Source organism: Streptomyces sp. NPDC001851, from assembly GCF_040297165.1.
GTDB lineage: Bacteria > Actinomycetota > Actinomycetes > Streptomycetales > Streptomycetaceae > Streptomyces.
Map to the genome: position 1 here is coordinate 36,346 of NZ_JBEOYR010000020.1, position 22,164 is coordinate 58,509.

Consider the following 22,164-nt stretch of genomic DNA (forward strand, 5'->3'; position numbering starts at 1 on the left):
GGGTGTTCGCCCAGACTGGGTCCATGAACTCAGCCCAGGTAGACGCGTATCTCCACCGGATCGGGGCCGCGCGGCCGCAGGAGCCCACCAGCCGGGCGCTGCGCGAGCTGCATCTGCACCATCTGCGGACGGTCCCCTTCGAGAACCTGTCGGTCCATCTCGGCGAGGAGATCGCGCTGGAGGAGGAGCGGCTGCTGGAGAAGGTGATCGGGCGGGAGCGGGGTGGCTTCTGCTACGAACTGAACGGCGCGTTCGGCGCCTTGCTCGCCGCCCTCGGCTACGAGGTCGAGCTGCTCGCGGCCCGCGTGTACGACGACGAGGGGCGGCCCGGGATCCCCTACGACCATCTCGCCCTGCGGGTGCGGACGGTGGAGGGGGAGACCTGGCTCGCGGACGTGGGGTTCGGGGCGCACAGCCACTACCCGCTGAGGTACGCGGAGCGGCGGGAGCAGGCCGACCCCGGCGGGGTGTTCCGGGTGGCGGAGGCCGGGCCGGACGCGGCCGGGGTGCGCGGCGGTCCGGCGGGGGCCGGGGACCTGGACGTCATACGGAACGGCAGGCCGCAGTACCGGCTGGAGGCCCGGCCCCGGGTGCTCGGGGACTTCGTGACCGGGGCCTGGTGGCACAGGACCTCGCCGATGTCGCACTTCACCCAGTCGCTGGTGTGCTCACGGGTCACCGAGGACGGAGGGAGGATCACGCTCAGCGGGCGGGTGCTGAAGACGACGGCGGGTGACGGGGAGCGGGAGACAAGGGAGTTGGAGACGGACGAGGAGGTGCTGACCGTGTACCGGGAGCGGTTCGGGATCGAGCTGGACCGGGTGCCCGCGGTGCGCGTCGCGCCCACGGGTTGACCTGGCGGTTCGGTTCTCGTGCGGTGCCGGAGAATGGGTCCGTGAGCGATGTGAGACACGTGCTGGTGCTGCCCGACCGGGATGCCGCCGAGGAGGCGGCCGAGGCGCTGGGGGAACGGTTCGGGCTGGACGAGGAGCCGCGGCTCGTCCGGGACGCGCTGGCCGGCGAGGACGATGCCGAGGATGCGCAGTGGCTGGTGGTGCTGCGGGACGAGGAGGGGCGGCTGGACCCGGCGCAGCTGGACGCGTTCGCGGGGGAGTGGGAGGGATGGCGGGAGGAGCCGTAGCCCTCGGCGGGGGACCCGTTGTCAGTGCCTCGTGGGATGCTGTGAGCGATGGCCAGGAAGACTGCGAATGACGACCCTCTCGCCCCGGTGACGCTCGCCGTGGGCCAGGAGGACCTCCTGCTCGACCGTGCCGTGCAGGAGGTGGTGGCCGCCGCGAGGGCCGCCGACGCCGACACGGACGTACGCGACCTCACCCCGGACCAGCTGCAGCCCGGCACGCTCGCCGAGCTCACCAGTCCCTCGCTCTTCGCCGAGCGGAAAGTCGTGGTCGTACGCAACGCGCAGGACCTGTCCGCCGACACGGTCAAGGACGTGAAGGCGTATCTCGGGGCGCCCGCCGAGGAGATCACGCTCGTGCTGCTGCACGCGGGCGGGGCGAAGGGCAAGGGGCTGCTGGATGCCGCGCGCAAGGCGGGGGCCCGCGAGGTGGCATGCCCCAAGATGACCAAGCCGGCGGACCGGCTGGCCTTCGTGCGCGGTGAGTTCCGGGCCGCGGGCCGTTCGGCGACGCCCGAGGCCTGTCAGGCACTGTGCGACGCCATCGGCAGTGATCTGCGGGAGCTGGCCTCGGCGGTGTCGCAGCTGGTCGCCGACGTGGAGGGGACCATCGACGAGGCCGTGGTCGGGCGGTACTACACCGGCCGGGCCGAGGCGTCCAGCTTCACGGTCGCCGACCGGGCCGTGGAGGGGCGTACGGCGGAGGCGCTGGAGGCGCTGCGGTGGTCGCTGGCGACGGGCGTGGCGCCGGTGATGATCACCAGTGCGCTGGCCCAGGGAGTGCGGGCGATCGGGAAGCTGTCCTCCGCGCGCGGGGGGCGGCCGGCCGATCTGGCGCGGGAGCTGGGGATGCCGCCGTGGAAGATCGACCGGGTGCGGCAGCAGATGCGGGGGTGGACGGCCGACGGTGTCTCGGTGGCCCTGCGGGCCATCGCCGAGGCCGACGCGGGCGTGAAGGGGGGCGGGGATGATCCTGAGTACGCGTTGGAGAAGGCCGTCGTGGTGATCGCTCGGGCTGCCAGGTCGCGCGGGCGCGGGTAGGCGCGCCGGGGCGCCGCCCCTGGGCCCCGCCTCGCCCACCTCATGCCAAAGGCCCCGGTGCTCTCCCTGGGGAAGGGGGAACACCGAGGCCTCGGTTCAAGCTGTCGAGCCCGTTCCCGCGTGGCGAACGCAGGCCGCGAACAGGCTCTGGGGTGCCGGACGGGAGCGGATGAGAGAGGGCCCGCTCTGGGTCCTTCCGGCGGTCAGATCAAAAAGGGGGTTCAGCCCTTGAGGGACGCGACCTTGGAAGCAAGCGCCGACTTCTTGTTGGCGGCCTGGTTCTTGTGGATGACGCCCTTGGAGACGGCCTTGTCGAGGGCACGCGCGGCAGCGCGCTGCAGCTCGGTGGCCTTCTCGACGTCACCCGCGGCAGCGGCCTCACGGGCCTTGCGGACCGCGGTCTTCAGGGAGGACTTGACGGCCTTGTTGCGCAGCCGAGCCTTCTCGTTGGTCTTGATCCGCTTGATCTGGGACTTGATGTTCGCCACGAAGGAGCCTTTTCAGGTTCTGGTGCGGGGCCGAGAGGTCCCGTACCGGTGATCCAAAATTTCTCTGACGTGCCTCGCGCTGAGAGGGCATGAGGCACAGCCATCTACAGTACCAGTGGCCCTGCGAGCGGCCCAAAACGGTGTCCGGTCCCTCCGCGTGGGACCATGGAGACTACGTATCGATCCGACCCGAGGCATAAGGCGCCTCAAGAGACAGGACCCTGCGTGCCCGCGACCCCTAACCATGTGCCCGAGCCGAGCCGTACCGCCCCGGCTCTGATCCGCAATTTCTGCATCATCGCGCACATCGACCACGGCAAGTCCACGCTCGCCGACCGGATGCTCCAGCTGACCGGTGTGGTCGAGCAGCGGCAGATGCGTGCTCAGTACCTCGACCGGATGGACATCGAGCGCGAGCGCGGCATCACGATCAAGTCCCAGGCGGTGCGTCTGCCCTGGGCCCCGACCGAGGGCCCCGACCAGGGCACGACCCACATCCTCAACATGATCGACACCCCGGGGCACGTCGACTTCACCTACGAGGTCTCGCGGTCGCTCGCCGCCTGTGAGGGGACCATCCTCCTCGTCGACGCCGCCCAGGGCATCGAGGCGCAGACCCTCGCCAACCTCTACCTGGCGATGGAGAACGACCTCACGATCATCCCCGTGCTCAACAAGATCGACCTTCCCGCGGCCCAGCCCGAGAAGTTCGCCGAGGAGCTCGCCAACCTCGTCGGCTGCGACCCCGAGGACGTCCTCAAGGTCTCCGCGAAGACCGGTCTCGGCGTCGACGCGCTGCTGAACAAGGTCGTCAAGGAGATCCCGGCGCCGGTCGGCGTCGCCGACGCGCCCGCCCGCGCGATGATCTTCGACTCGGTCTACGACTCCTACCGCGGTGTCGTGACGTACGTCCGTGTCATCGACGGCCAGCTCAACAAGCGCGAGCGCATCCGGATGATGTCCACCGGCGCCACGCACGAGCTGCTGGAGATCGGCGTCAGCTCCCCCGAGATGCTCCCGGCCGACGGCCTCGGCGTCGGTGAGGTGGGCTACCTCATCACGGGTGTGAAGGACGTCCGCCAGTCCAAGGTCGGTGACACCGTCACCAGCCAGAGCAAGGGCGCCACGGAGGCCCTCGGCGGGTACAAGGACCCCAAGCCGATGGTCTTCTCCGGCCTGTATCCGCTCGACGGCTCCGACTACCCCGAGCTGCGCGAGGCGCTCGACAAGCTGCAGCTCAACGACGCCGCGCTGGTCTACGAGCCCGAGACCTCCGCCGCCCTCGGCTTCGGCTTCCGCGTCGGCTTCCTGGGACTGCTCCACCTCGATGTCATCCGGGAGCGGCTGGAGCGCGAGTTCGGCCTCGACCTGATCGCCACCGCCCCCAACGTGGTCTACCGCGTGGTCATGGAGGACGGCAGCGAGCACACGGTCACCAACCCGAGCGAGTTCCCCGAAGGCAAGATCAACGAGGTCTTCGAGCCGGTCGTGCGGGCCACCATCCTCGCGCCCACCGAGTTCATCGGCTCGATCATGGAGCTGTGCCAGACCCGGCGCGGCACCCTGCTCGGCATGGACTACCTCTCGGAGGACCGTGTCGAGATCCGCTACACGCTGCCCCTCGCCGAGATCGTCTTCGACTTCTTCGACCAGCTGAAGTCCAAGACCCGCGGGTACGCCTCGCTGGACTACGAGCCCACCGGCGAGCAGACCAGCTCCCTGGTCAAGGTCGACATCCTGCTGCACGGCGACAAGGTCGACGCGTTCTCCGCGATCACCCACAAGGACCAGGCGTACGCGTACGGCGTGCGGCTCGTCGCCAAGCTCAAGGAGCTGATCCCGCGGCAGGCCTTCGAGGTGCCGGTGCAGGCCGCCATCGGCTCGCGGGTGATCGCCCGCGAGACCATCCGTGCCATCCGCAAGGACGTCCTCGCCAAGTGCTACGGCGGTGACATCTCCCGTAAGCGGAAGCTGCTGGAGAAGCAGAAGGAAGGCAAGAAGCGGATGAAGATGGTGGGTTCCGTGGAGGTTCCGCAGGAGGCCTTCATCGCCGTGCTGTCCAGCGATGACAGCGCGGGGTCGGCCAAGGGCAAGAAGTAACCGACGGTAACAACCGGCTGTGTCCGCAAAAAGGGCACGTGGGGGCCTGTCGTACGAAAGTACGGCGGGCCCCTACGCGTGCGTAGGGTCGCTCTCCGTGGAAAGTGACAGGCCGAAGCCCCTTACGCGGCGGCCGGTCGCGGCTTACCCTGATCCCTGCTCGATAGTTACTCGCGAGTTAAACAACAGCGAAGCAGCAGCACGAACCCCCACCGTGAGTTAACCCAGCCGCACCGAGTCAGCCGCACCGTCGCGGGCCCCCGGAGGATGTCGTGAGCGACACACAGACCCTGATCGAGAACCGTCCGCCGTCCGTGGCGTCCCTCTTCCTGGAGCGCGTGGCGGCCACACCGGACGCCGAGGCCTACCGCTACCCGGTGCCGCCGGCCTCCGGCCAGGGCCCCGACGACTGGAAGTCGCTCAGCTGGGCGCAGGCGGCCGAGCGGGTGTACGCGATCGCGGCCGGACTCGTCGAACTGGGCCTGCAGCCCGAGCAGCGGGTCGCCCTCGCCTCCTCCACCCGCGTGGAATGGCTCCTCGCCGACCTCGGCATCATGTGCGCCGGCGGCGCGACGACCACGATCTACCCGCAGACCAACGCCGACGAATCGGCCTTCATCCTCTCCGACTCCGCGAGCCGGGTGCTGATCGCCGAGGACGCGGCCCAGGTCGCCAAGGCCGTCGAGAAGCGCGCCGAGCTGCCCGACCTCACCAGGGTCGTGGTCGTCGACCCGGCCGGCGTCGAGACGAGCGACTGGGTGATCACCCTCGCCGAGCTGGAGCGGCGCGGCGCGGCCTATCTGGAGCAGCACCCGCAGCTGATCAAGGAGCGGGTCGGCGCGATCACCAGGGACCAGCTCGCCACCCTCATCTACACCTCCGGCACCACCGGCCGCCCCAAGGGAGTGAGGCTCCCGCACGACAACTGGGCGTACATGGCGAAGGCGATCGCCTCGACCGGCCTGATCAGCGCCGAGGACGTGCAGTACCTGTGGCTGCCGCTCGCGCACGTCTTCGGCAAGGTGCTCACCTCCGGCCAGATCGAGGTCGGTCACGTCACCGCCGTCGACGGCCGAGTCGACAAGATCATCGAGAACCTTCCGGTGGTGCAGCCGACGTACATGGCGGCCGTGCCCCGCATCTTCGAGAAGGTCTACAACGGCGTCGCCGCCAAGGCCCGCGAGGGCGGCCCCGCCAAGTACAAGATCTTCCAGTGGGCCGCCGAGGTCGCCCGCGAGTACGCCAAGGTGAGCCAGGACAACTTCCGGCGCACCGGCAGCCACGCCGTGCCGTTCGGCCTCGCCGCCAAGCACAAGGTCGCCGACACCCTCGTCTACGCCAAGCTCCGCCAGGCCTTCGGCGGCCGGCTGCGCGCCTGCGTCTCCGGCGCCTCCGCGCTCGCGCCCGAGATCGGCTACTTCTTCGCCGGCGCCGGCATCCACATCCTGGAGGGCTACGGCCTCACCGAGTCCTCCGCGGCCTCCTTCGTCAACCCCGGGGAGGCCTACCGCACCGGCACGGTCGGCAAGCCGCTGCCCGGCACGGAGGTGCGCATCGCCGACGACGGGGAGATCCTGCTGCGCGGCCCCGGCATCATGGAGGGCTACCACGGACTGCCCGAGAAGACCGTCGAGGTCCTGGAGTCCGACGGCTGGTTCCACACCGGCGACATCGGCGAGCTGTCCCCCGACGGCTACCTGCGCATCACCGACCGCAAGAAGGACCTCATCAAGACCTCCGGCGGCAAGTACGTCGCTCCGGCCGAGGTCGAGGGCCAGTTCAAGGGGGTGTGCCCGTACGTCTCCAACATCCTGGTGCACGGTGCCGACCGGAACTACTGCACGGCCCTCATCGCCCTGGACGAGCTCGCGATCCTGGACTGGGCGAAGGAGAACGGGCTGGAGGGCAAGCCGTACGCCGAGATCGTCGCCGCGCCGCAGACGGTGGAGATGGTCGACGGGTACGTGCGGCAGCTCAACGCCGGGCTGCAGAAGTGGCAGACGATCAAGAAGTTCCGGCTGCTGCCCAGGGACCTCGATGTGGAGCACGGGGAGATCACGCCGAGTCTGAAGCTGAAGCGGCCCGTGGTGGAGCGGGAGTACAAGCACCTCATCGACGAGATGTACGCCGGTACTCGGGAGGCCTGACGCGGTTTCGCAGGGGCGGCTGGGCACCCCTGGGTAAGTTGGGCTCGCCGGCGTTCGAAAGTGGTCGTCTTCTGCCCACTTCAGTGACTCAGCGCTTATAGGTGCCCCCTGTCTGTCACCCTGGCCGCATGGACATGGCGGCCATACCCACGCAACGGGAGAGTGAGCCCAGGGCTCGGGAGGTGCACGGGCGCACCACGCTGCCCGGAAGTCCTCTCGCGCCCGGCTCGGCCCGCGCGCTGGTGCGGGCCGAGCTGACCGAGGCCCCCGGGGTCTCGCCCCGGCTCGTCGACGACGCCATGGCCGTCGTCAGCGAGCTGGTCACCAACGCCGTCGTGCACGCCGGTACGGACGTGGAGGTCGTCTGGCGGCTGGAGGAGACCGGCGCGTTCACCGTGGAGGTGGGCGACCGGCATCCCTCCCGCGCCCCGCGCGACCCCCTGGGCGGCGAGGGGGCGCACGACACCCCCGAGTACGGGCGCGGCCTGCGGCTGGTCACCACCCTCGCCGAGTCCTGGGGCGTCACCTACCGCGCCGGCGCCAAGACGGTCTGGGCGCGGCTCCCCCCGGGCGGCGTGCAGGACCCCGGCACACCCGCGCCGGACGCGGCCCTGGAGGTCGCCGAGGACCTGGCCCCGCAGCCGCACCGCGCGGGCGGCGACCGGGACTGGCTCGGCCGGGGCGCGCTGTCCTTCCTCGCCGAGGCCTCCGACCTGCTCGCCGGTCAGCTGGACGAGAACCTGGTCACGGCCCTGACCGGCCAGCTCATCGTGCCCCGGCTCGCCGACTGGTGCGCGGTGTGGCTGGAGGACGAGGCGACCGTGCGCGGCGGCGCGGGCGGCGGCCCCGACCGGGTCTGGCACGCCAGCGAGAACCACATCGAGGAACTGCGCCGCGCCCTGGAGAAGGAGCCGCCCTGCCCGGGCGACGGGCTGCGCTCCGGTCCCGAGGCGTACCCGTGGCCCGGCCCCGCACTCGGCCCGCAGGGCGCCGACGGCACCGCGCTGGCGTACCGGCTGATCGCGGGCGGCCGGCCGCTCGGCACACTGGTCATCGGCCGCTGCGGCACGCGCGGCTTCCCCGACGAGGTCACCGGGCTCGTGGAGGACCTCAGCCGCCGGGTGGCCCTCGCCATCGGCGCGGCCCGCCAGTACGCCCGCCAGGCCACCATCAGCGCGGTCCTGCAGCGCGGCCTGCTGCCCGGCGCGGTCGCCGAGATCCCCGGCGTGAGCAGCGCCCTCGTGTACGAGCCCTGCGACAAGGGCGGCCCCAGCGGCGACTTCTACGACCTGTTCCCGGCCGGCGACGGCCGCTGGTGCTTCGCCGTCGGCGACGTCCAGGGCAAGGGCCCCGAGGCGGCGGTCGTGATCGGCCTCGCCCGCCCCTGGCTCCGCCTGCTGGCCCGCGAGGGCTACCGCGTCGCCGACGTCCTCGACCGCCTCAACCAGCTCCTCCTGGACGACGCCACCGAGGCCGCCGACGCCGCCGCCCGCGCCCTCGTCGCCGCCGGAGGCCGGCCCATGACCCCCGCGGACGGCCCGCAGACCCGCTTCCTGTCCCTCCTCTACGGCGAGCTCACGCCGTACGAGGGCGGCGGAGTCCGCTGCACCCTCGCCTCCGCCGGCCACCCGCTCCCGCTCGTCCTGAGCCCCGACGGCACCGTACGCACCGCCGCCCGCCCGCAGACCCTGCTCGGCGTGGTCGAGGACGAGACCTACACCAGCGAGACCCTCGACCTGCGGCCCGGGGACAGCCTGCTGTGCGTCACCGACGGGGTGACCGAGCGGCGCTCCGGCTCCCGCCAGTTCGACGACGGCGACGGACTCGCCCGCGCCCTGTCCGGCTGCGCCGGGCTCAGCGCCGCACTCATCGCGGAAAGGATCCGGCGGCTCGTCCACGACTTCGGGGGCGGGCAGCCGGAGGACGACCTGGCGCTGCTGGTGCTGCAGGCGGGGTAACCGCGCCGGTGCTGGACAATGGAAGGCATGCCTTCCGCTCTCCCCGACGGCGAGCCCGTCCCCGCCGACGGCGCGCTGCCCGCCTCCGCGCTCGCCGGGGCCGCCGACCGCCCGCTCGGCTTCTACCTGCACGTGCCGTACTGCGCGACCCGCTGCGGCTACTGCGACTTCAACACCTACACGGCGACCGAGCTGCGCGGCACGGGCGGGGTCCTGGCCTCCCGCGACAACTACGCGGACACGCTGACGGACGAGATCCGGCTCGCCCGGAAGGTGCTGGGCGACGACCCGCGCGCGGTCCGTACGGTCTTCGTCGGAGGCGGTACGCCCACGCTGCTGGCCGCGGACGACCTCGTACGGATGCTGGGTGCCATCCGCGAGGAGTTCGGTCTGGCGCCGGACGCGGAGATCACGACGGAGGCGAACCCGGAGTCGGTCGACCCGGCCTACCTCACCACGCTCCGGGAGGGCGGCTTCAACCGGATCTCGTTCGGCATGCAGAGCGCGCGGCAGCATGTGCTGCGCGTGCTCGACCGTACGCACACCCCCGGCCGCCCCGAGGCGTGCGTCGCGGAGGCGCGGGCGGCCGGCTTCGAGCACGTGAACCTGGACCTGATCTACGGCACCCCGGGGGAGAGCGACGACGACTGGCGGGCCTCGCTGGACGCGGCGATCGGGGCGGGGCCGGACCATGTCAGCGCGTACGCGCTGATCGTGGAGGAGGGCACGCAGCTGGCTCGTCGTATCCGCCGGGGCGAGGTCCCGATGACCGACGACGACGTGCACGCCGACCGCTATCTGATCGCGGAGGAGGTGCTGTCGCAGGCGGGCTTCGACTGGTACGAGGTCTCCAACTGGGCCACCTCTCAGGCGGGCCGCTGCCTGCACAACGAGCTGTACTGGCGGGGCGCCGACTGGTGGGGGGCCGGTCCGGGGGCGCACTCGCACGTGGGCGGGGTGCGGTGGTGGAACGTGAAGCATCCGGGGGCGTACGCGGCGGCGCTGGCGTCGGGGAGGTCGCCGGGGGCCGGGCGGGAGCTGCTGTCCGACGAGGACCGGCGCGTGGAGCGCGTCCTGCTGGAGCTGAGGCTGCGGGAGGGGGCGCCGCTGGGGCTGCTGAAGGAGCAGGGCCTCGCGGCTTCGCGCCGGGCGCTGGCGGACGGACTCCTGCAGGAGGGGCCGTACGAGGAGGGGCGGGCCGTGCTGACGCTGCGCGGGCGGCTGCTGGCGGACGCGGTGGTGCGGGACCTGGTGGACTGATCACTCCGGCGAGTGAATGGGCCTGGGACGGCAGGTGGGCGCCTGTCCCCGTTCGTAGGGTGCCGGCTGTGGCTGATCGCAGACTGATCAAGTTTCTGGAGGAGTTCGAGGCCCCTCAGGGCATCAGGGTTGAGCTTCTCCGGGAGGAAATCGTGATGACGACCAGCCCTGACCTGGTGCACAACATGATCGTGGAGGATGTGTCGGACCAGATCCCGCGCAGGCGCTGGTCCCGGCTCCAGACCCAGTACGTCGACATGCTCGACGGGGGCGGTGTGCTCCTGCCCGACTTGGTGGTGATCGAGCGCGGCGCCGTCCCGGACCGGGGGACGCGGGTGCCGTCCGAGGCCGTCACCGCATCCGTGGAGGTCGTCTCCAAGACGAGCGTGCACTGCGACTACAGGGTCAAGCCCTCCGTCTACGCGCAAGCAAGGGTGCCCGCCTACCTGGTCATCGACCCCGTGATGGCCCAGTGCGGGCTGTTCACTTAGCCCACGGGACATGGCCAGGACGCGGACTACCGATCCCGGCGTGTCACCAGGTTCGGCGACCACCTCACACCGGTGGAGCCACTCGGCATCGAGCTCGACACCAGCGAATTCGCCACCTACGAGAACGTCAGGCCCCACCGCTACCCGTGACGAAGTCGATCAGCTCCTCCACCCGCCCCAGCAACTCCGGCTCCAGGTCCTTGTAGGACCCCACCCGCCGCAGGATCGCCTGCCACACCGCCCCGGTGTTCTCCGACGGCCAGCCCAGCGCCCGGCACACCCCCGTCTTCCAGTCCTGGCCCTTCGGCACCGTCGGCCACGCCGGAATGCCCAGCGCCGCCGGCTTCACCGCCTGCCAGATGTCGATGTACGGGTGGCCCACCACCAGCGCGTGATCACTCGTCACCGACTCCGCGATCCGCCACTCCTTCGTGCCCGGGACGAGGTGGTCCACGAGCACGCCCAACCGCGCGTCCGGACCCGGCGCGAACGCGGACACGATCGACGGCAGGTCGTCCACGCCCTCCAGGTACTCCACGACCACGCCCTCGATGCGCAGGTCGTCGCCCCACACCTTCTCGACCAGCTCGGCGTCGTGCCGGCCCTCGACGTAGATGCGGCCGGCCCGGGCAACCCGGGCGCGGGCGCCGGGCACGGCGACGGAACCGGAGGCCGTACGGGCGGGTCGTACCGGAGCCGAGGACGACGACGGCCGTACGAGCGTCACCACCCGCCCCTCCAGCAGGAAGCCGCGCGGTTCCAGCGGGAACACCCGGTGCTTGCCGAAGCGGTCCTCCAGCGTCACCGTGCCCGCCTCGCAGCGGATCACCGCCCCGCAGAACCCGGTGCCGGGCTCCTCCACGACCAGACCCGGCTCGGCCGGTACCTCCGGCACCGGCTGCTGCTTCTTCCACGGAGGGGTCAGGTCGGCGGAGTACTGGCGCATTCGGATGACGATAGGAGAACCGGCGGACCCGTGCCTACGACACGCCGAAGCGGCGGGCCAGCTCGTCGCGTTGCCGGCGCACGAACGCCGCGTCCACCACCGCTCCGTGACCGGGCACGTACAGCGCGTCCGCACCGCCCAGCGACAGGAGCCGGTCGAGGGCGTCCGGCCAGCGGGACGGGACCGCGTCCGGGCCGGCCTGGGGCTCGCCGGACTCCTCGACCAGGTCGCCGCAGAAGACCACCTCCGGATCCCCCGGCACCAGCACCGCGAGATCGTGGGCCGTGTGCCCCGGCCCCACGTTCGCCAGCAGCGCCTGGCGGCCGTCCCCCAGGTCCAGCGTCCACTCGCCGGAGACCGGATGCCGGGGCGGGGCCAGCGCGTCCACCGCCTCGTCGGCGTCGGCGACCGGCAGGCCGTTCCGCACCGCGTCCAGGCGCAGCTCCTCGCGCTCGTACGCGAAGACCGCGTCCAGACCCACCGCGCCGTACACCTCCGCCCCCGCGAACGCCGCCGCCCCGAAGACGTGGTCGAAATGGGGGTGCGTCAGCGCGAGATGGGTCACACGGCCGCCGGCCAGCTCCTCGGCCCGCGCCCGCAGCCGCGCGCCCTCCGCCAGGCTGGAACCGGCGTCCACCATCAGCGCCGTACCGGCCCCCAGGACCAGCCCTGCCGTGCAGTCCCAGCCCGGGAGGCGGCAGCGTCCGACACCGGCGGCCAGCCGCTCCCACCCCAGCTCTTCCCAAGTCACCGTCATACCGCGACGCTAGCCCCAGGAGCCGCCGCGACCGCACCGACCTTGCCCCGGGTGTACCCGACAGCCGTACACTGGGGCCGGGAACGCTGGCACTCGCGTGCGAAGAGTGCCAGGCGGACGGACCGCGGAACAGAGGGGACGACGTGCTGGAGGTGCGCGCGGATGCTGAGTGAACGCAGGCTTCAGGTGCTGCGCGCCATCGTCCAGGACTACGTCGGCACCGAGGAGCCGGTCGGGTCGAAGGCCCTGACCGAGCGGCACAACCTCGGGGTCTCCCCGGCGACGGTCCGCAACGACATGGCGGCCCTGGAGGACGAGGGGTTCATCGCGCAGCCGCACACCAGCGCGGGACGCATCCCCACCGACAAGGGCTACCGGCTGTTCGTGGACAAGCTGGCGGGCGTCAAGCCGATGACCGCGCCCGAGCGGCGGGCCATCCAGAACTTCCTGGAGGGCGCCGTCGACCTCGACGACGTCGTGGCGCGCACGGTGCGGCTGCTCGCGCAGCTGACCCGGCAGGTCGCCGTCGTGCAGTACCCGTCCCTGACCCGGTCCACCGTCCGGCACGTGGAGCTGCTCTCGCTCGCTCCCGCGCGCGTGATGCTCGTGCTGATCACGGACACCGGACGGGTCGAGCAGCGGATGGTCGACTGCCCGGCGCCGTTCGGCGAGGCCTCGCTCGCGGACCTGCGGGCGCGGCTGAACAGCCGGGTCGCGGGCCGTCGGTTCACCGATGTGCCGAGGTTGGTCGAGGACCTGCCGGAGGCCTTCGACGCCGAGGACCGCGGTACGGTCTCGACGGTGCTCTCCACTCTCCTGGAGACACTCGTCGAGGAGAACGAGGAGCGGCTGATGATCGGCGGCACCGCCAATCTCACCCGCTTCGGGCATGACTTTCCCCTCACGATCCGGCCCGTCCTGGAGGCCCTGGAGGAGCAGGTCGTGCTCCTCAAGCTCCTCGGCGAGGCGAAGGATCCGGGCGTGACCGTGCGCATCGGGCACGAGAACGCCCACGAGGGGCTCAACTCCACCTCGGTGGTGTCGGTGGGCTACGGTTCGGGCGGCGAGGCGGTTGCCAAGCTCGGCGTGGTCGGACCGACCCGCATGGACTACCCGGGAACGATGGGAGCGGTACGCGCAGTGGCACGGTACGTCGGACAGATCCTGGCGGAGTCGTAAGTGGCCACGGACTACTACGCCGTTCTCGGCGTGCGCCGCGACGCGTCGCAGGATGAGATCAAGAAGGCGTTCCGCCGGCTCGCGCGCGAGCTGCACCCGGACGTCAACCCCGATCCGAAGACCCAGGAGCGGTTCAAGGAGATCAACGCCGCTTACGAGGTGCTGTCGGACCCGCAGAAGAAGCAGGTCTACGACCTCGGCGGCGACCCGCTCTCGCAGTCCGGCGGCGCCGGTGCGGGCGGCTTCGGGGCCGGTGGCTTCGGCAACTTCTCCGACATCATGGACGCGTTCTTCGGCACGGCGTCGCAGCGCGGCCCGCGCTCGCGCACCCGGCGCGGCCAGGACGCGATGATCCGCATCGAGGTCGAGCTGGACGAGGCGGCCTTCGGGACGACCAAGGACATCCAGGTCGACACCGCGATCGTCTGCAACACCTGCAACGGTGAGGGCGCGGCGCCCGGTACGACGGCGCAGACGTGTGACATGTGCCGGGGCCGCGGTGAGGTCTCGCAGGTCACCCGGTCCTTCCTGGGCCAGGTCATGACCTCGCGCCCCTGCCCGCAGTGCCAGGGCTTCGGCACCGTGGTCCCGACCCCGTGCCCGGAGTGCGCCGGCGACGGCCGGGTCCGCTCCCGCCGCACGCTCACCGTCAAGATCCCGGCCGGTGTCGACAACGGCACCCGGATCCAGCTCGCCGGTGAGGGCGAGGTCGGGCCCGGCGGCGGTCCCGCCGGAGACCTGTACGTCGAGATCCACGAGCTGCCGCACCCGATGTTCCAGCGGCGCGGTGACGACCTGCACTGCACGGTGACGCTCCCGATGACGGCGGCGGCGCTCGGCACCAAGGTGCCGCTGGAGACGCTGGACGGCATGGAGGAGGTCGACATCCGGCCCGGCACCCAGTCCGGCCAGTCGATCCCGCTGCACAACCGGGGCGTCACGCATCTGCGCGGCGGCGGCCGGGGCGACCTGATCGTGCACGTCGAGGTGCAGACCCCGACCAAGCTGGACCCCGAGCAGGAGCGACTGCTGCGCGAGCTGGCCAAACTGCGCGGCGAGGAACGTCCGCAGGGGCAGTTCCAGCCGGGGCAGCAGGGGCTGTTCAGCAGGCTGAAGGACGCGTTCAACGGGCGCTGAGACAGGGGGTACGGGGTGCTGCGGCACCCCGTATGCCGTTGTCCTATGCCATGAGAAGCCCCGATTCGGACTTGTTCGAAGGACGTGACAACATGCGGTCATGTCCTCCGCGCTGACCGATCTCTTCCCCCACCCGATCGTGCAGGCCCCCATGGCGGGCGGAGTCTCCGTCCCGCAGCTCGCCGCCGCCGTCTCCGAGGCCGGTGGTCTCGGGTTCCTCGCCGCCGGATACAAGACCGCCGACGGCATGTACCAGGAGATCAAGCAGCTGCGGGGGCTCACGAACCGCCCCTTCGGCGTGAATGTGTTCATGCCGCAGCCCGAGCATGCCGAGTCGGGTGCCCTGGAGGTCTACGCCCACCAGCTGGCCGGCGAGGCCGCCTGGTACGAGACCGAGCTGGGCGACCCGGACAGCGGCCGGGACGACGGCTACGACGCCAAGCTCGCCGTGCTCCTCGACAACCCGGTGCCGGTGGTCTCCTTCCACTTCGGTGTGCCGAGCCGGGAGGTGTTCGACAGGCTGCGCCGGGCGGGAACCTTCACCCTGGTCACCGCCACCACCGCCGAGGAGGCCCGCGCCGTGGAGCGGGCCGGCGCGGACGCGGTGATCGCGCAGGGCGTGGAGGCCGGCGGTCACCAGGGAACGCACCGGGACCTCCCCGAGAACGACGGCTCCGGCATCGGGCTGCTCCCGCTGGTGGCGCAGATCCGGGAGGCCGTGCGGATCCCGGTCGTCGCCGCCGGCGGCATCATGCGCGGCGGCCAGATCGCCGCCGTCCTCGCGGCCGGCGCGAGCGCGGCCCAGCTGGGCACCGCCTTTCTCGCCACGCCCGAGTCCGGTGCCAACGCCCTGCACAAGCAGGCGCTGACCAACCCCCTGTACGCGCGCACCGAGTTGACCCGCGCCTTCTCCGGCAGACCGGCCCGCGGACTGGTCAACCGGTTCCTGCGTGAGCACGGCCCGTACGCCCCCGCCGCCTACCCGGAGATCCACCACCTCACCGCGCCGCTGCGCAAGGCCGCCGCCAAGGCCGGGGACGCGCAGGGCATGGCGCTGTGGGCGGGCCAGGGCCACCGGATGGCCCGCGACCTGCCGGCCGGGCGGCTGGTGGAGGTGCTGGCCGACGAACTCGACGCCGCCCGGACAGCGTTGTCGGCCAAGGGAGGCCTGCGATGACCGCGCCGGTGTTCGTCGTCGACTCGCTGGAAGGCGTGGGCCCCGGTTCGGTCGTCGACGTCACGGGTCCCGAGGGGCGGCACGCGGTCTCCGTACGGCGGTTGCAGCCCGGCGAGAACGTGGTGCTGACGGACGGCAAGGGCCGGGGCGCGGCCGGGGTCGTCGTCAGCGTGTCGGGCAAGGACCACCTGGTGGTCGAGCCGTTCGAGTTCCCTGTGGAGCCGGAGCCCAGCCCCCGGATCACCGTCGTCCAGGCGCTCCCGAAGGGCGACCGGGGCGAACTCGCCGTCGAGACCATGACGGAGACCGGCGTCGACGCGATCGTGCCCTGGCAGGCCGCCCGCTGCATCACCCAGTGGAAGGGCGACCGGGGCCTGAAGGCACTCGCCAAGTGGCGGGCCACCGCCCGCGAGGCCGGCAAGCAGGCCCGTCGGCTGCGCTTCCCCGAGGTCGCGGACGCGGCGGGCACCAAGCAGGTGGCCGCACTTCTCGCCAAGGCCGACTTCGCCGCCGTGCTGCACTCCGACTTCGAGCACGTCAGCGAGCCGCTGGCCACCGCCCAACTCCCGGCCCGGGGCGAGATCGTGCTGGTCGTCGGCCCCGAAGGGGGTGTGGCACGCGACGAGCTGGCGCTCTTCGAGGAGGCGGGCGCGAAGGCGTGCGTGCTCGGTCCTACCGTGTTGCGTACATCGACCGCCGGCACCGCCGCCGTGGCCCTGCTCCTGGGCCGCACCGGCCGCTGGTCCTGACACCGCCTGGGGACACACCGTGGAACTCGCCCAAGTACGCCTCCTGGTCACCGACTTCGCCGCCTGCTACCGCTTCTACGCCGACGTCCTCGGCCTCAAGCCGCAGTCAGGGGCGACCGAGGGCCCGTACGAGAAGTTCAGCCCGCACTCCGGTTCCGCGGGCATCGCGCTGCAGGACCGCTCGATGATGGCGGAGGTCCTCCGGGAGCTGGGCGAGACCGCCACCGGCCACCGCTCCCTGGTCGTCCTGCGCGTCGACGACCTGGACGCCTACGCTGCGGAGATCACCGCCCGTGGTGCCGTTCTGCTGCACGGCCCGGCTCCCATGACCGACCGCATGCGCGTGGCCCACCTCAAGGATCCGGAGGGCAACCTGGTGGAACTCCAGGAGTGGCTGCTGATGCGCGGTTAGCTCCGCCGGTTCGGCCTGCGGGCGCTGTGCGTGGCCGTATGCCCCCTTCCGTGCCGCCCGTGCCGGTGGGACGCTGCCCTCCATGGGGGTTGTGAGAGGGAACCGACGCGGGGCGCGGGCCATGGCCGTCGCCGGGCTGGTCGTGGGGGCCGGGGCCGCCGTGGTGGCGTGTCAGCCCACCGGTCTCAGTTCCGCCTCCGCCGCGTACACCACCGAGACCACGGCCACGGCCAGGCTCAAGCAGCAGCACGTCGACGTCCGTTGGCTCACCTGCACCGGGAGCCACGGGGGCGGCTCGGCCGGGAAGTCGCCCGCCCCGAGCGAGAGCACGGTCGTCTCCGTCGACTGCCGGGGTGAGACGAGGGACGGGCGGAAGATCACCGTCACGGGGCAGGTGACCAAGGCCGTCGACGGGGCCTGCGTGCGCGGGGACCTGACCGCCGAGGTCGGCGGCAGGCAGGTGTTCCACGTCAGCGGGCTCGGCGACTGCGGTGCCAGGCCCGGACCGACGTACAAGCCGCCCACGTATCAGCCGGGAGGCGGGAAGCCGACCGTGACGGTCACCGTCACCCGGACCGTGTGGTGCAAGGGCGACCCCACCTGCTGGCCCGTGCAGGGCAAGTGATCGGAACCGCGAGCGGGGTGCGCCGGTCACTGCGTACAGTGACGGAGTGACTCAGGGTGCCGCGTATCTTCGATTTCCCCATGTACACGGCGACTTGGTGACCTTCGTCGCCGAGGACGACGTATGGCTCGCGCCGCTCGACGGCGGCCGGGCCTGGCGGGTCAGCGCCGACAACAGGCCGGTGACCACGCCCCGGATGTCCCCGGACGGGCGGCACCTCGCCTGGACCTCCACCCGCGACGGCGCGCCCGAGGTGCACGTCGCCCCCGTCGACGGCGGCCCCGCCGCCCGTCTGACGTACTGGGGCAACCGCCGTACCGAGGTCAGGGGTTGGACCGCCGACGGACGGGTGCTCGCGCTCGGCGCGCACGGCCGCCACACCTTCCGGCACAGCTGGGCGCACGCCGTCCCGCTGGACGGCGGACCCGCCGAGGCCCTGCCGTACGGCCCGGTCGGCGATGTGGCCTCCGGCCCGGCCACCGTGCTGCTGTCCGCGCCGATGGGCCGTGAGGCCGCCCACTGGAAGCGCTACCGGGGCGGCACGGCGGGCAAGTTGTGGATCGACCGGGAGGGGAGCGGGGAGTTCGTCCGGCTGCACGAGGACCTCGACGGGAACATCGAGTGCCCGGTGTGGGCGGGGGACCGGATCGCGTTCCTCTCCGACCACGAGGGCACCGGCGCTCTGTACTCCTCCCTCGCCGACGGCTCCGGCCTGCGCCGCCACACCCCCCTCGACGGCTTCTACGCCCGGCACGCCTCCGGTGACGGCACCCGGCTCGTCTACGCCTCCGCCGGTGAACTGTGGCTCCTCGACGACCTGGAGGGCGCCGAGCCGCGCCGGCTGGACGTGCGGCTCGGCGGACCCCGGATCGACCTGCGCCCCCGCCCGGTGAACGCCGCCCGCTGGTTCGGCGAGGCGTCCCCCGACCACACCGCGCGCGGCAGCGCCGTCTGCGTGCGCGGCGGGATCCACTGGGTCACCCACCGCTCCGGACCCGCCCGTGCCCTCGCCGCCACCCCCGGCGTCCGCGCCCGGATGCCGCGCGCCTTCCGCGCCGAGGGCGAGGAGTGGGTGGTGTGGGTGACGGACGCCGAGGGCGACGACGCCCTGGAGTTCGCCCCGGCGACCGGGACCGTGCCGGGCGCCCCGCCCCGCCGCCTCGCCGCCGGACAGCTCGGCCGGGTCCTGGAGCTGGCCGTGGCCCCCGACGGCAGCCGGGCCGCCGTGGCCGCGCACGACGGGCGGCTGCTGCTCGTCGAGCGGGAGACCGGTGAGGTCCGCGAGGTGGACCGCAGCGACGACGGGGAGGTCTCCGGGCTCGCCTTCTCACCCGACTCCGCCTGGCTCGCCTGGGCCCACCCCGGCCCGCGCCCGCTCTCGCAACTGCGGATCGCCCACACCACCGACCTCTCGGTCACCGAGGCGACCCCGCTCCGCTTCCAGGACTACGCCCCCGCCTTCACCCTCGACGGCAAACACCTCGCCTTCCTCTCCAACCGGGCCTTCGACCCGGTCTACGACGAGCACGTCTTCGACCTCGCGTTCGTGGTCGGCGCCCGCCCGCACCTGATCACCCTGGCCGCCACCACCCCCTCGCCCTTCGGCCCGCAACGCCACGGCCGTCCCTTCGAGAGCCCCGACAAGGACGAGACCCCCGACAGCGAGGGCACCCCGGCCACCCGCATCGACCCCGAGGGCCTCGCCGACCGCATCGTCCCCTTCCCGGTGGAGGCCGGCCGGTACTCCACGCTCCGCGCCGCCAAGGACGGCGTGCTCTGGCTGCGCCACCCCGTGCAGGGTGTCCTCGGCGCCGCCCGCGCCCACCCCGAGGACCCCGACCCGCGCACCGGGCTGGAGCGCTACGACCTCGCCCAGCGGCGCCTGGAGCACCTGGCCTCCGACGCCGACCACTTCGAGGTCAGCGGCGACGGCAAACGCGTCCTGCTGTGGAGCGACGGCCGGCTCCGGGTCGTCCCCGGCGACCGCCGCACCGGCACCGACGACGACGGCGACACCAGCGTCTCCGTCGACCTCGCCCGCGTCCGGCAGACCCTCGACCCGGCCGCCGAGTGGCGGCAGATGTACGACGAGACCGGCCGCCTGATGCGCGACCACTTCTGGCGCCCCGACCTGGGCGGCGCCGACTGGACCGGCGTCCTCGACCGCTACCGCCCCCTCCTGGCCCGCCTCGCCACCCACAGCGACCTGACCGACCTGCTGTGGGAGGTGCACGGCGAACTCGGCACCTCGCACGCCTACGTCATCCCCTCCGGCGGCTCCGGCGGCGGCCCCCGGCACGGTCTGCTCGGCGCCGACATCTCCCGCCACCCGGACGGCAGTTGGCGCATCGACCGGATCCTGCCCGCGGAGACCTCCGACCCGGACGCCCGCTCCCCGCTCGCCGCGCCCGGAGTCGCCGTCCGCCCCGGCGACGCGATCATCGCCGTCGCCGGCCATCCCGTCGACCCGGTGACGGGACCGGGCCCGCTGCTCGTCGGCACGGCGGGCCACCCGGTGGAACTGACCGTCTCCCCGGCGGGCGGCGGCGAACCCCGCCACACCGTCGTCATCCCGATCGCCGACGAGGAGCCCCTGCGCTACCACGCCTGGGTCGCCGACCGGCGCGCCCACGTCCACGCGGCCTCCGGCGGCCGCCTCGGCTACCTCCACGTCCCCGACATGCAGGCCCCCGGCTGGGCGCAGATCCACCGCGACCTGCGCGTGGAAGTCGCCCGGGAGGGCCTGGTGGTCGACGTCCGCGAGAACCGCGGCGGCCACACCTCCCAGCTGGTCGTCGAGAAGCTGGCACGCCGCGTCATCGGCTGGGACCTGCCGCGCGGCATGCGCCCCACCAGCTACCCCCTCGACGCCCCGCGCGGCCCGGTCGTCGCCGTCGCCAACGAGTTCTCCGGCTCCGACGGCGACATCGTCAACGCGGCGATCAAGGCCCTCGGCATCGGCCCGGTCGTCGGCACCCGCACCTGGGGCGGTGTCATCGGCATCGACAGCCGCTACCGCCTGGTCGACGGCACCCTGGTCACCCAGCCGAAGTACGCGATCTGGCTGGAGGGGCTGGGCTGGGACGTCGAGAACCACGGGGTGGACCCCGACGTGGAGGTCGTACAGCGGCCCCAGGACTGGGCCGAGGGCCGTGATGCCCAACTGGACGAGGCGGTCAGGCTCGCGCTGGAGGCGCTGGAGGAGCGGCCGGCGAAAACCCCGCCGGGGATGCCGGCCTGATACGGCTACGATGCCCGGTAACGATCACCGGAGTGAGGAGGCACACGCATGCCAGGCGAAGCGCGGGACGACTGCCTGTTCTGCAAGATCGTCGCGGGGCACATCCCGGCCACGATCGTGCGCGAAACGGAAACCACCCTCGCCTTCCGGGACATAAACCCCCAGGCCCCCACCCACATCCTGGTGATCCCCAAGGCCCACTACAAGAACGCGGCCGAGCTCGCCGCCGGCGCCCCGCAGCTCGCCGCCGACGTCCTCGCCGAGACCCAGGCGGTCGCGGACGAGGAAAAGCTCGAGAGCTACCGCACCGTCTTCAACACCGGCAGCGGCGCCGGCCAGACCGTCTGGCACGCCCACGCGCACGTCCTGGGCGGCCGTGGCATGCAGTGGCCCCCCGGGTAACCAGCCGTGTCCGTACGTGAGTTGGTCGTCCTCGGCACCGCCAGCCAGGTCCCGACCCGGCACCGCAACCACAACGGCTACCTGCTGAGGTGGGACGGCCAGGGCATCCTGTTCGACCCCGGCGAGGGCACGCAGCGGCAGATGCTGCGCGCCGGGGTCGCCGCCCACGACCTGAACCGGATCTGCGTCACCCACTTCCACGGCGACCACTCCCTCGGCCTCGCCGGCGTCATCCAGCGGATCAACCTGGACCAGGTCCCGCACGAGGTCACCGCGCATTATCCGCGCTCCGGGCAGCGCTTCTTCGACCGCCTGCGCTACGCGACGGCCTACCGGGAGACGGTCCGCCTCACCGAGCAGCCGGTCGCCGCCGACGGCATCCTCGCGGTGACCGGGTCGTACACCCTGGAAGCCCGCAGGCTGTCGCATCCCGTCGAGTCCTACGGCTACCGGCTGATCGAACCCGACGGCCGCCGCGTGCTGCCCGACCGGCTCGCCGCGCACGGGATCAAGGGCCCGGACGTCGGGCGGCTGCAGCGCGAGGGCCGGCTCGGGGACGTGGCGCTGGAGGACGTCAGCGAGGTGCGGCGCGGGCAGCGTTTCGCGTTCGTCATGGACACCCGGCTCTGCGACGGCGTCCACGCGCTCGCGGAGGACTGCGACCTGCTCGTCATCGAGTCGACCTTCCTCGACGAGGACACCCCCCTCGCCGTCGAGCACGGTCATCTGACGGCCGGCCAGGCGGCGGCGGTCGCCCGGGACGCGGGCGTACGGCACCTCGTCCTCACCCACTTCAGCCAGCGCTACACCGAACCGGAGGAGTTCGAGCGGCAGGCGCGGGCGGCCGGTTTCGAGGGGGAGCTGACCGTGGCGCACGATCTGCAGCGGGTGCCGGTTCCGAAACGGCGATAAAACA

Annotated in this window: 20 protein-coding genes; 17 read left to right on the forward strand and 3 right to left on the reverse strand. The window is 72.2% G+C overall.

Going from position 1 to position 22,164, the window contains the following annotated elements; translation table 11 throughout:
- The first annotated feature begins 23 nt into the window (after positions 1 to 23).
- The 3 genes from ABT171_RS27315 to holA are packed head-to-tail and all read left to right on the forward strand — an operon-like array spanning position 24 to position 2,179.
- Positions 24 to 854 carry an arylamine N-acetyltransferase family protein gene (locus ABT171_RS27315; protein ID WP_351248248.1) on the forward strand — a complete coding sequence of 277 codons (831 nt, stop codon included), beginning with the start codon at positions 24 to 26 and terminating at the stop codon, positions 852 to 854.
- 41 nt (positions 855 to 895) lie between these two features.
- Positions 896 to 1,141: a hypothetical protein gene (locus ABT171_RS27320; protein ID WP_351248250.1), complete on the forward strand. Its 246-nt coding sequence runs from the start codon at positions 896 to 898 to the stop codon at positions 1,139 to 1,141.
- A 48-nt stretch (positions 1,142 to 1,189) separates the two neighbouring features.
- Entirely contained in the window at positions 1,190 to 2,179 is a 990-nt protein-coding gene (gene holA, locus ABT171_RS27325) for a DNA polymerase III subunit delta (RefSeq protein WP_351248252.1), read from the forward strand.
- Between the two features lie 221 nt (positions 2,180 to 2,400).
- Here holA and rpsT read toward each other — a convergent pair whose 3' ends face one another.
- Complete coding sequence (gene rpsT / locus ABT171_RS27330; RefSeq protein ID WP_089106790.1) at positions 2,401 to 2,667, reverse strand: 30S ribosomal protein S20; 267 nt, start codon at positions 2,665 to 2,667, stop codon at positions 2,401 to 2,403.
- A gap of 225 nt (positions 2,668 to 2,892) precedes the next feature.
- On the opposite strand from rpsT, the gene lepA reads away from it, so the two are divergent.
- The 5 genes from lepA (at position 2,893) to ABT171_RS27355 (ending at position 10,623) form a co-directional block, all read left to right on the forward strand.
- Positions 2,893 to 4,767, forward strand: a complete 1,875-nt coding sequence (lepA, locus tag ABT171_RS27335; protein ID WP_351248254.1) for a translation elongation factor 4 — start codon at positions 2,893 to 2,895, stop codon at positions 4,765 to 4,767.
- A gap of 272 nt (positions 4,768 to 5,039) precedes the next feature.
- Positions 5,040 to 6,914 carry an AMP-dependent synthetase/ligase gene (locus ABT171_RS27340; protein ID WP_351248256.1) on the forward strand — a complete coding sequence of 625 codons (1,875 nt, stop codon included), beginning with the start codon at positions 5,040 to 5,042 and terminating at the stop codon, positions 6,912 to 6,914.
- 134 nt (positions 6,915 to 7,048) lie between these two features.
- The gene (locus ABT171_RS27345; protein ID WP_351248462.1) at positions 7,049 to 8,872 is read left to right on the forward strand and encodes a SpoIIE family protein phosphatase; all 1,824 of its coding nucleotides are present in this window, start codon (positions 7,049 to 7,051) and stop codon (positions 8,870 to 8,872) included.
- A 27-nt stretch (positions 8,873 to 8,899) separates the two neighbouring features.
- A complete protein-coding gene (gene hemW, locus ABT171_RS27350) occupies positions 8,900 to 10,132 on the forward strand; it encodes a radical SAM family heme chaperone HemW (protein ID WP_351248258.1) in 1,233 nt (410 codons plus the stop codon).
- A 68-nt stretch (positions 10,133 to 10,200) separates the two neighbouring features.
- On the forward strand, positions 10,201 to 10,623 hold the full coding sequence (locus tag ABT171_RS27355; RefSeq protein WP_351248260.1) for a Uma2 family endonuclease: 423 nt from the start codon (positions 10,201 to 10,203) through the stop codon (positions 10,621 to 10,623).
- A gap of 127 nt (positions 10,624 to 10,750) precedes the next feature.
- On the opposite strand, the gene ABT171_RS27360 is transcribed toward ABT171_RS27355, so the two are convergent.
- Positions 10,751 to 11,569 (reverse strand): DUF3097 domain-containing protein, encoded by an 819-nt coding sequence (locus tag ABT171_RS27360; protein WP_351248262.1) that lies wholly within the window; start codon positions 11,567 to 11,569, stop codon positions 10,751 to 10,753.
- 34 nt (positions 11,570 to 11,603) lie between these two features.
- Positions 11,604 to 12,326 (reverse strand): MBL fold metallo-hydrolase, encoded by a 723-nt coding sequence (locus ABT171_RS27365; protein ID WP_351248264.1) that lies wholly within the window; start codon positions 12,324 to 12,326, stop codon positions 11,604 to 11,606.
- Positions 12,327 to 12,488: 162 nt separating this feature from the next.
- Here ABT171_RS27365 and hrcA point away from each other — a divergent pair, with 162 nt between their 5' ends.
- From hrcA to ABT171_RS27410, 9 genes are all read left to right on the forward strand, one after another.
- On the forward strand, positions 12,489 to 13,505 hold the full coding sequence (hrcA, locus tag ABT171_RS27370; RefSeq protein ID WP_351248266.1) for a heat-inducible transcriptional repressor HrcA: 1,017 nt from the start codon (positions 12,489 to 12,491) through the stop codon (positions 13,503 to 13,505).
- Positions 13,506 to 14,642 (forward strand): molecular chaperone DnaJ, encoded by a 1,137-nt coding sequence (gene dnaJ / locus ABT171_RS27375; RefSeq protein WP_351248268.1) that lies wholly within the window; start codon positions 13,506 to 13,508, stop codon positions 14,640 to 14,642.
- Between the two features lie 100 nt (positions 14,643 to 14,742).
- Positions 14,743 to 15,819 carry a nitronate monooxygenase gene (locus ABT171_RS27380; protein WP_351248270.1) on the forward strand — a complete coding sequence of 359 codons (1,077 nt, stop codon included), beginning with the start codon at positions 14,743 to 14,745 and terminating at the stop codon, positions 15,817 to 15,819.
- Positions 15,816 to 16,568 (forward strand): 16S rRNA (uracil(1498)-N(3))-methyltransferase, encoded by a 753-nt coding sequence (locus ABT171_RS27385; RefSeq protein ID WP_351248274.1) that lies wholly within the window; start codon positions 15,816 to 15,818, stop codon positions 16,566 to 16,568. The genes ABT171_RS27380 and ABT171_RS27385 overlap by 4 nt, the downstream gene beginning before the upstream one ends.
- Positions 16,569 to 16,587: 19 nt before the next feature.
- On the forward strand, positions 16,588 to 16,980 hold the full coding sequence (locus ABT171_RS27390) for a VOC family protein (RefSeq protein ID WP_351248276.1): 393 nt from the start codon (positions 16,588 to 16,590) through the stop codon (positions 16,978 to 16,980).
- A gap of 82 nt (positions 16,981 to 17,062) precedes the next feature.
- The gene (locus ABT171_RS27395; RefSeq protein ID WP_351248277.1) at positions 17,063 to 17,605 is read left to right on the forward strand and encodes a hypothetical protein; all 543 of its coding nucleotides are present in this window, start codon (positions 17,063 to 17,065) and stop codon (positions 17,603 to 17,605) included.
- Between the two features lie 46 nt (positions 17,606 to 17,651).
- Positions 17,652 to 20,846, forward strand: a complete 3,195-nt coding sequence (locus ABT171_RS27400; RefSeq protein ID WP_503076806.1) for a S41 family peptidase — start codon at positions 17,652 to 17,654, stop codon at positions 20,844 to 20,846.
- A 48-nt stretch (positions 20,847 to 20,894) separates the two neighbouring features.
- Positions 20,895 to 21,248, forward strand: coding sequence for a histidine triad nucleotide-binding protein (locus ABT171_RS27405; RefSeq protein ID WP_351248279.1), 354 nt, complete (start codon positions 20,895 to 20,897; stop codon positions 21,246 to 21,248).
- A gap of 6 nt (positions 21,249 to 21,254) precedes the next feature.
- Positions 21,255 to 22,160: a ribonuclease Z gene (locus ABT171_RS27410; protein WP_351248281.1), complete on the forward strand. Its 906-nt coding sequence runs from the start codon at positions 21,255 to 21,257 to the stop codon at positions 22,158 to 22,160.
- The last annotated feature ends 4 nt before the right edge of the window (positions 22,161 to 22,164 follow it).

Coding starts and splice junctions, on each gene's coding strand:
- ABT171_RS27315 (WP_351248248.1), top strand. CDS start 24: ATGAACTCAGCCCAGGTAGACGCGTATCTCCACCGGATCGGGGCCGCG.
- holA (WP_351248252.1), top strand. CDS start 1,190: ATGGCCAGGAAGACTGCGAATGACGACCCTCTCGCCCCGGTGACGCTC.
- ABT171_RS27345 (WP_351248462.1), top strand. CDS start 7,049: ATGGCGGCCATACCCACGCAACGGGAGAGTGAGCCCAGGGCTCGGGAG.
- hemW (WP_351248258.1), top strand. CDS start 8,900: ATGCCTTCCGCTCTCCCCGACGGCGAGCCCGTCCCCGCCGACGGCGCG.
- ABT171_RS27360 (WP_351248262.1), bottom strand. CDS start 11,569: ATGCGCCAGTACTCCGCCGACCTGACCCCTCCGTGGAAGAAGCAGCAG.
- ABT171_RS27365 (WP_351248264.1), bottom strand. CDS start 12,326: ATGACGGTGACTTGGGAAGAGCTGGGGTGGGAGCGGCTGGCCGCCGGT.
- hrcA (WP_351248266.1), top strand. CDS start 12,489: ATGCTGAGTGAACGCAGGCTTCAGGTGCTGCGCGCCATCGTCCAGGAC.
- ABT171_RS27380 (WP_351248270.1), top strand. CDS start 14,743: ATGTCCTCCGCGCTGACCGATCTCTTCCCCCACCCGATCGTGCAGGCC.
- ABT171_RS27385 (WP_351248274.1), top strand. CDS start 15,816: ATGACCGCGCCGGTGTTCGTCGTCGACTCGCTGGAAGGCGTGGGCCCC.
- ABT171_RS27395 (WP_351248277.1), top strand. CDS start 17,063: ATGGGGGTTGTGAGAGGGAACCGACGCGGGGCGCGGGCCATGGCCGTC.
- ABT171_RS27405 (WP_351248279.1), top strand. CDS start 20,895: ATGCCAGGCGAAGCGCGGGACGACTGCCTGTTCTGCAAGATCGTCGCG.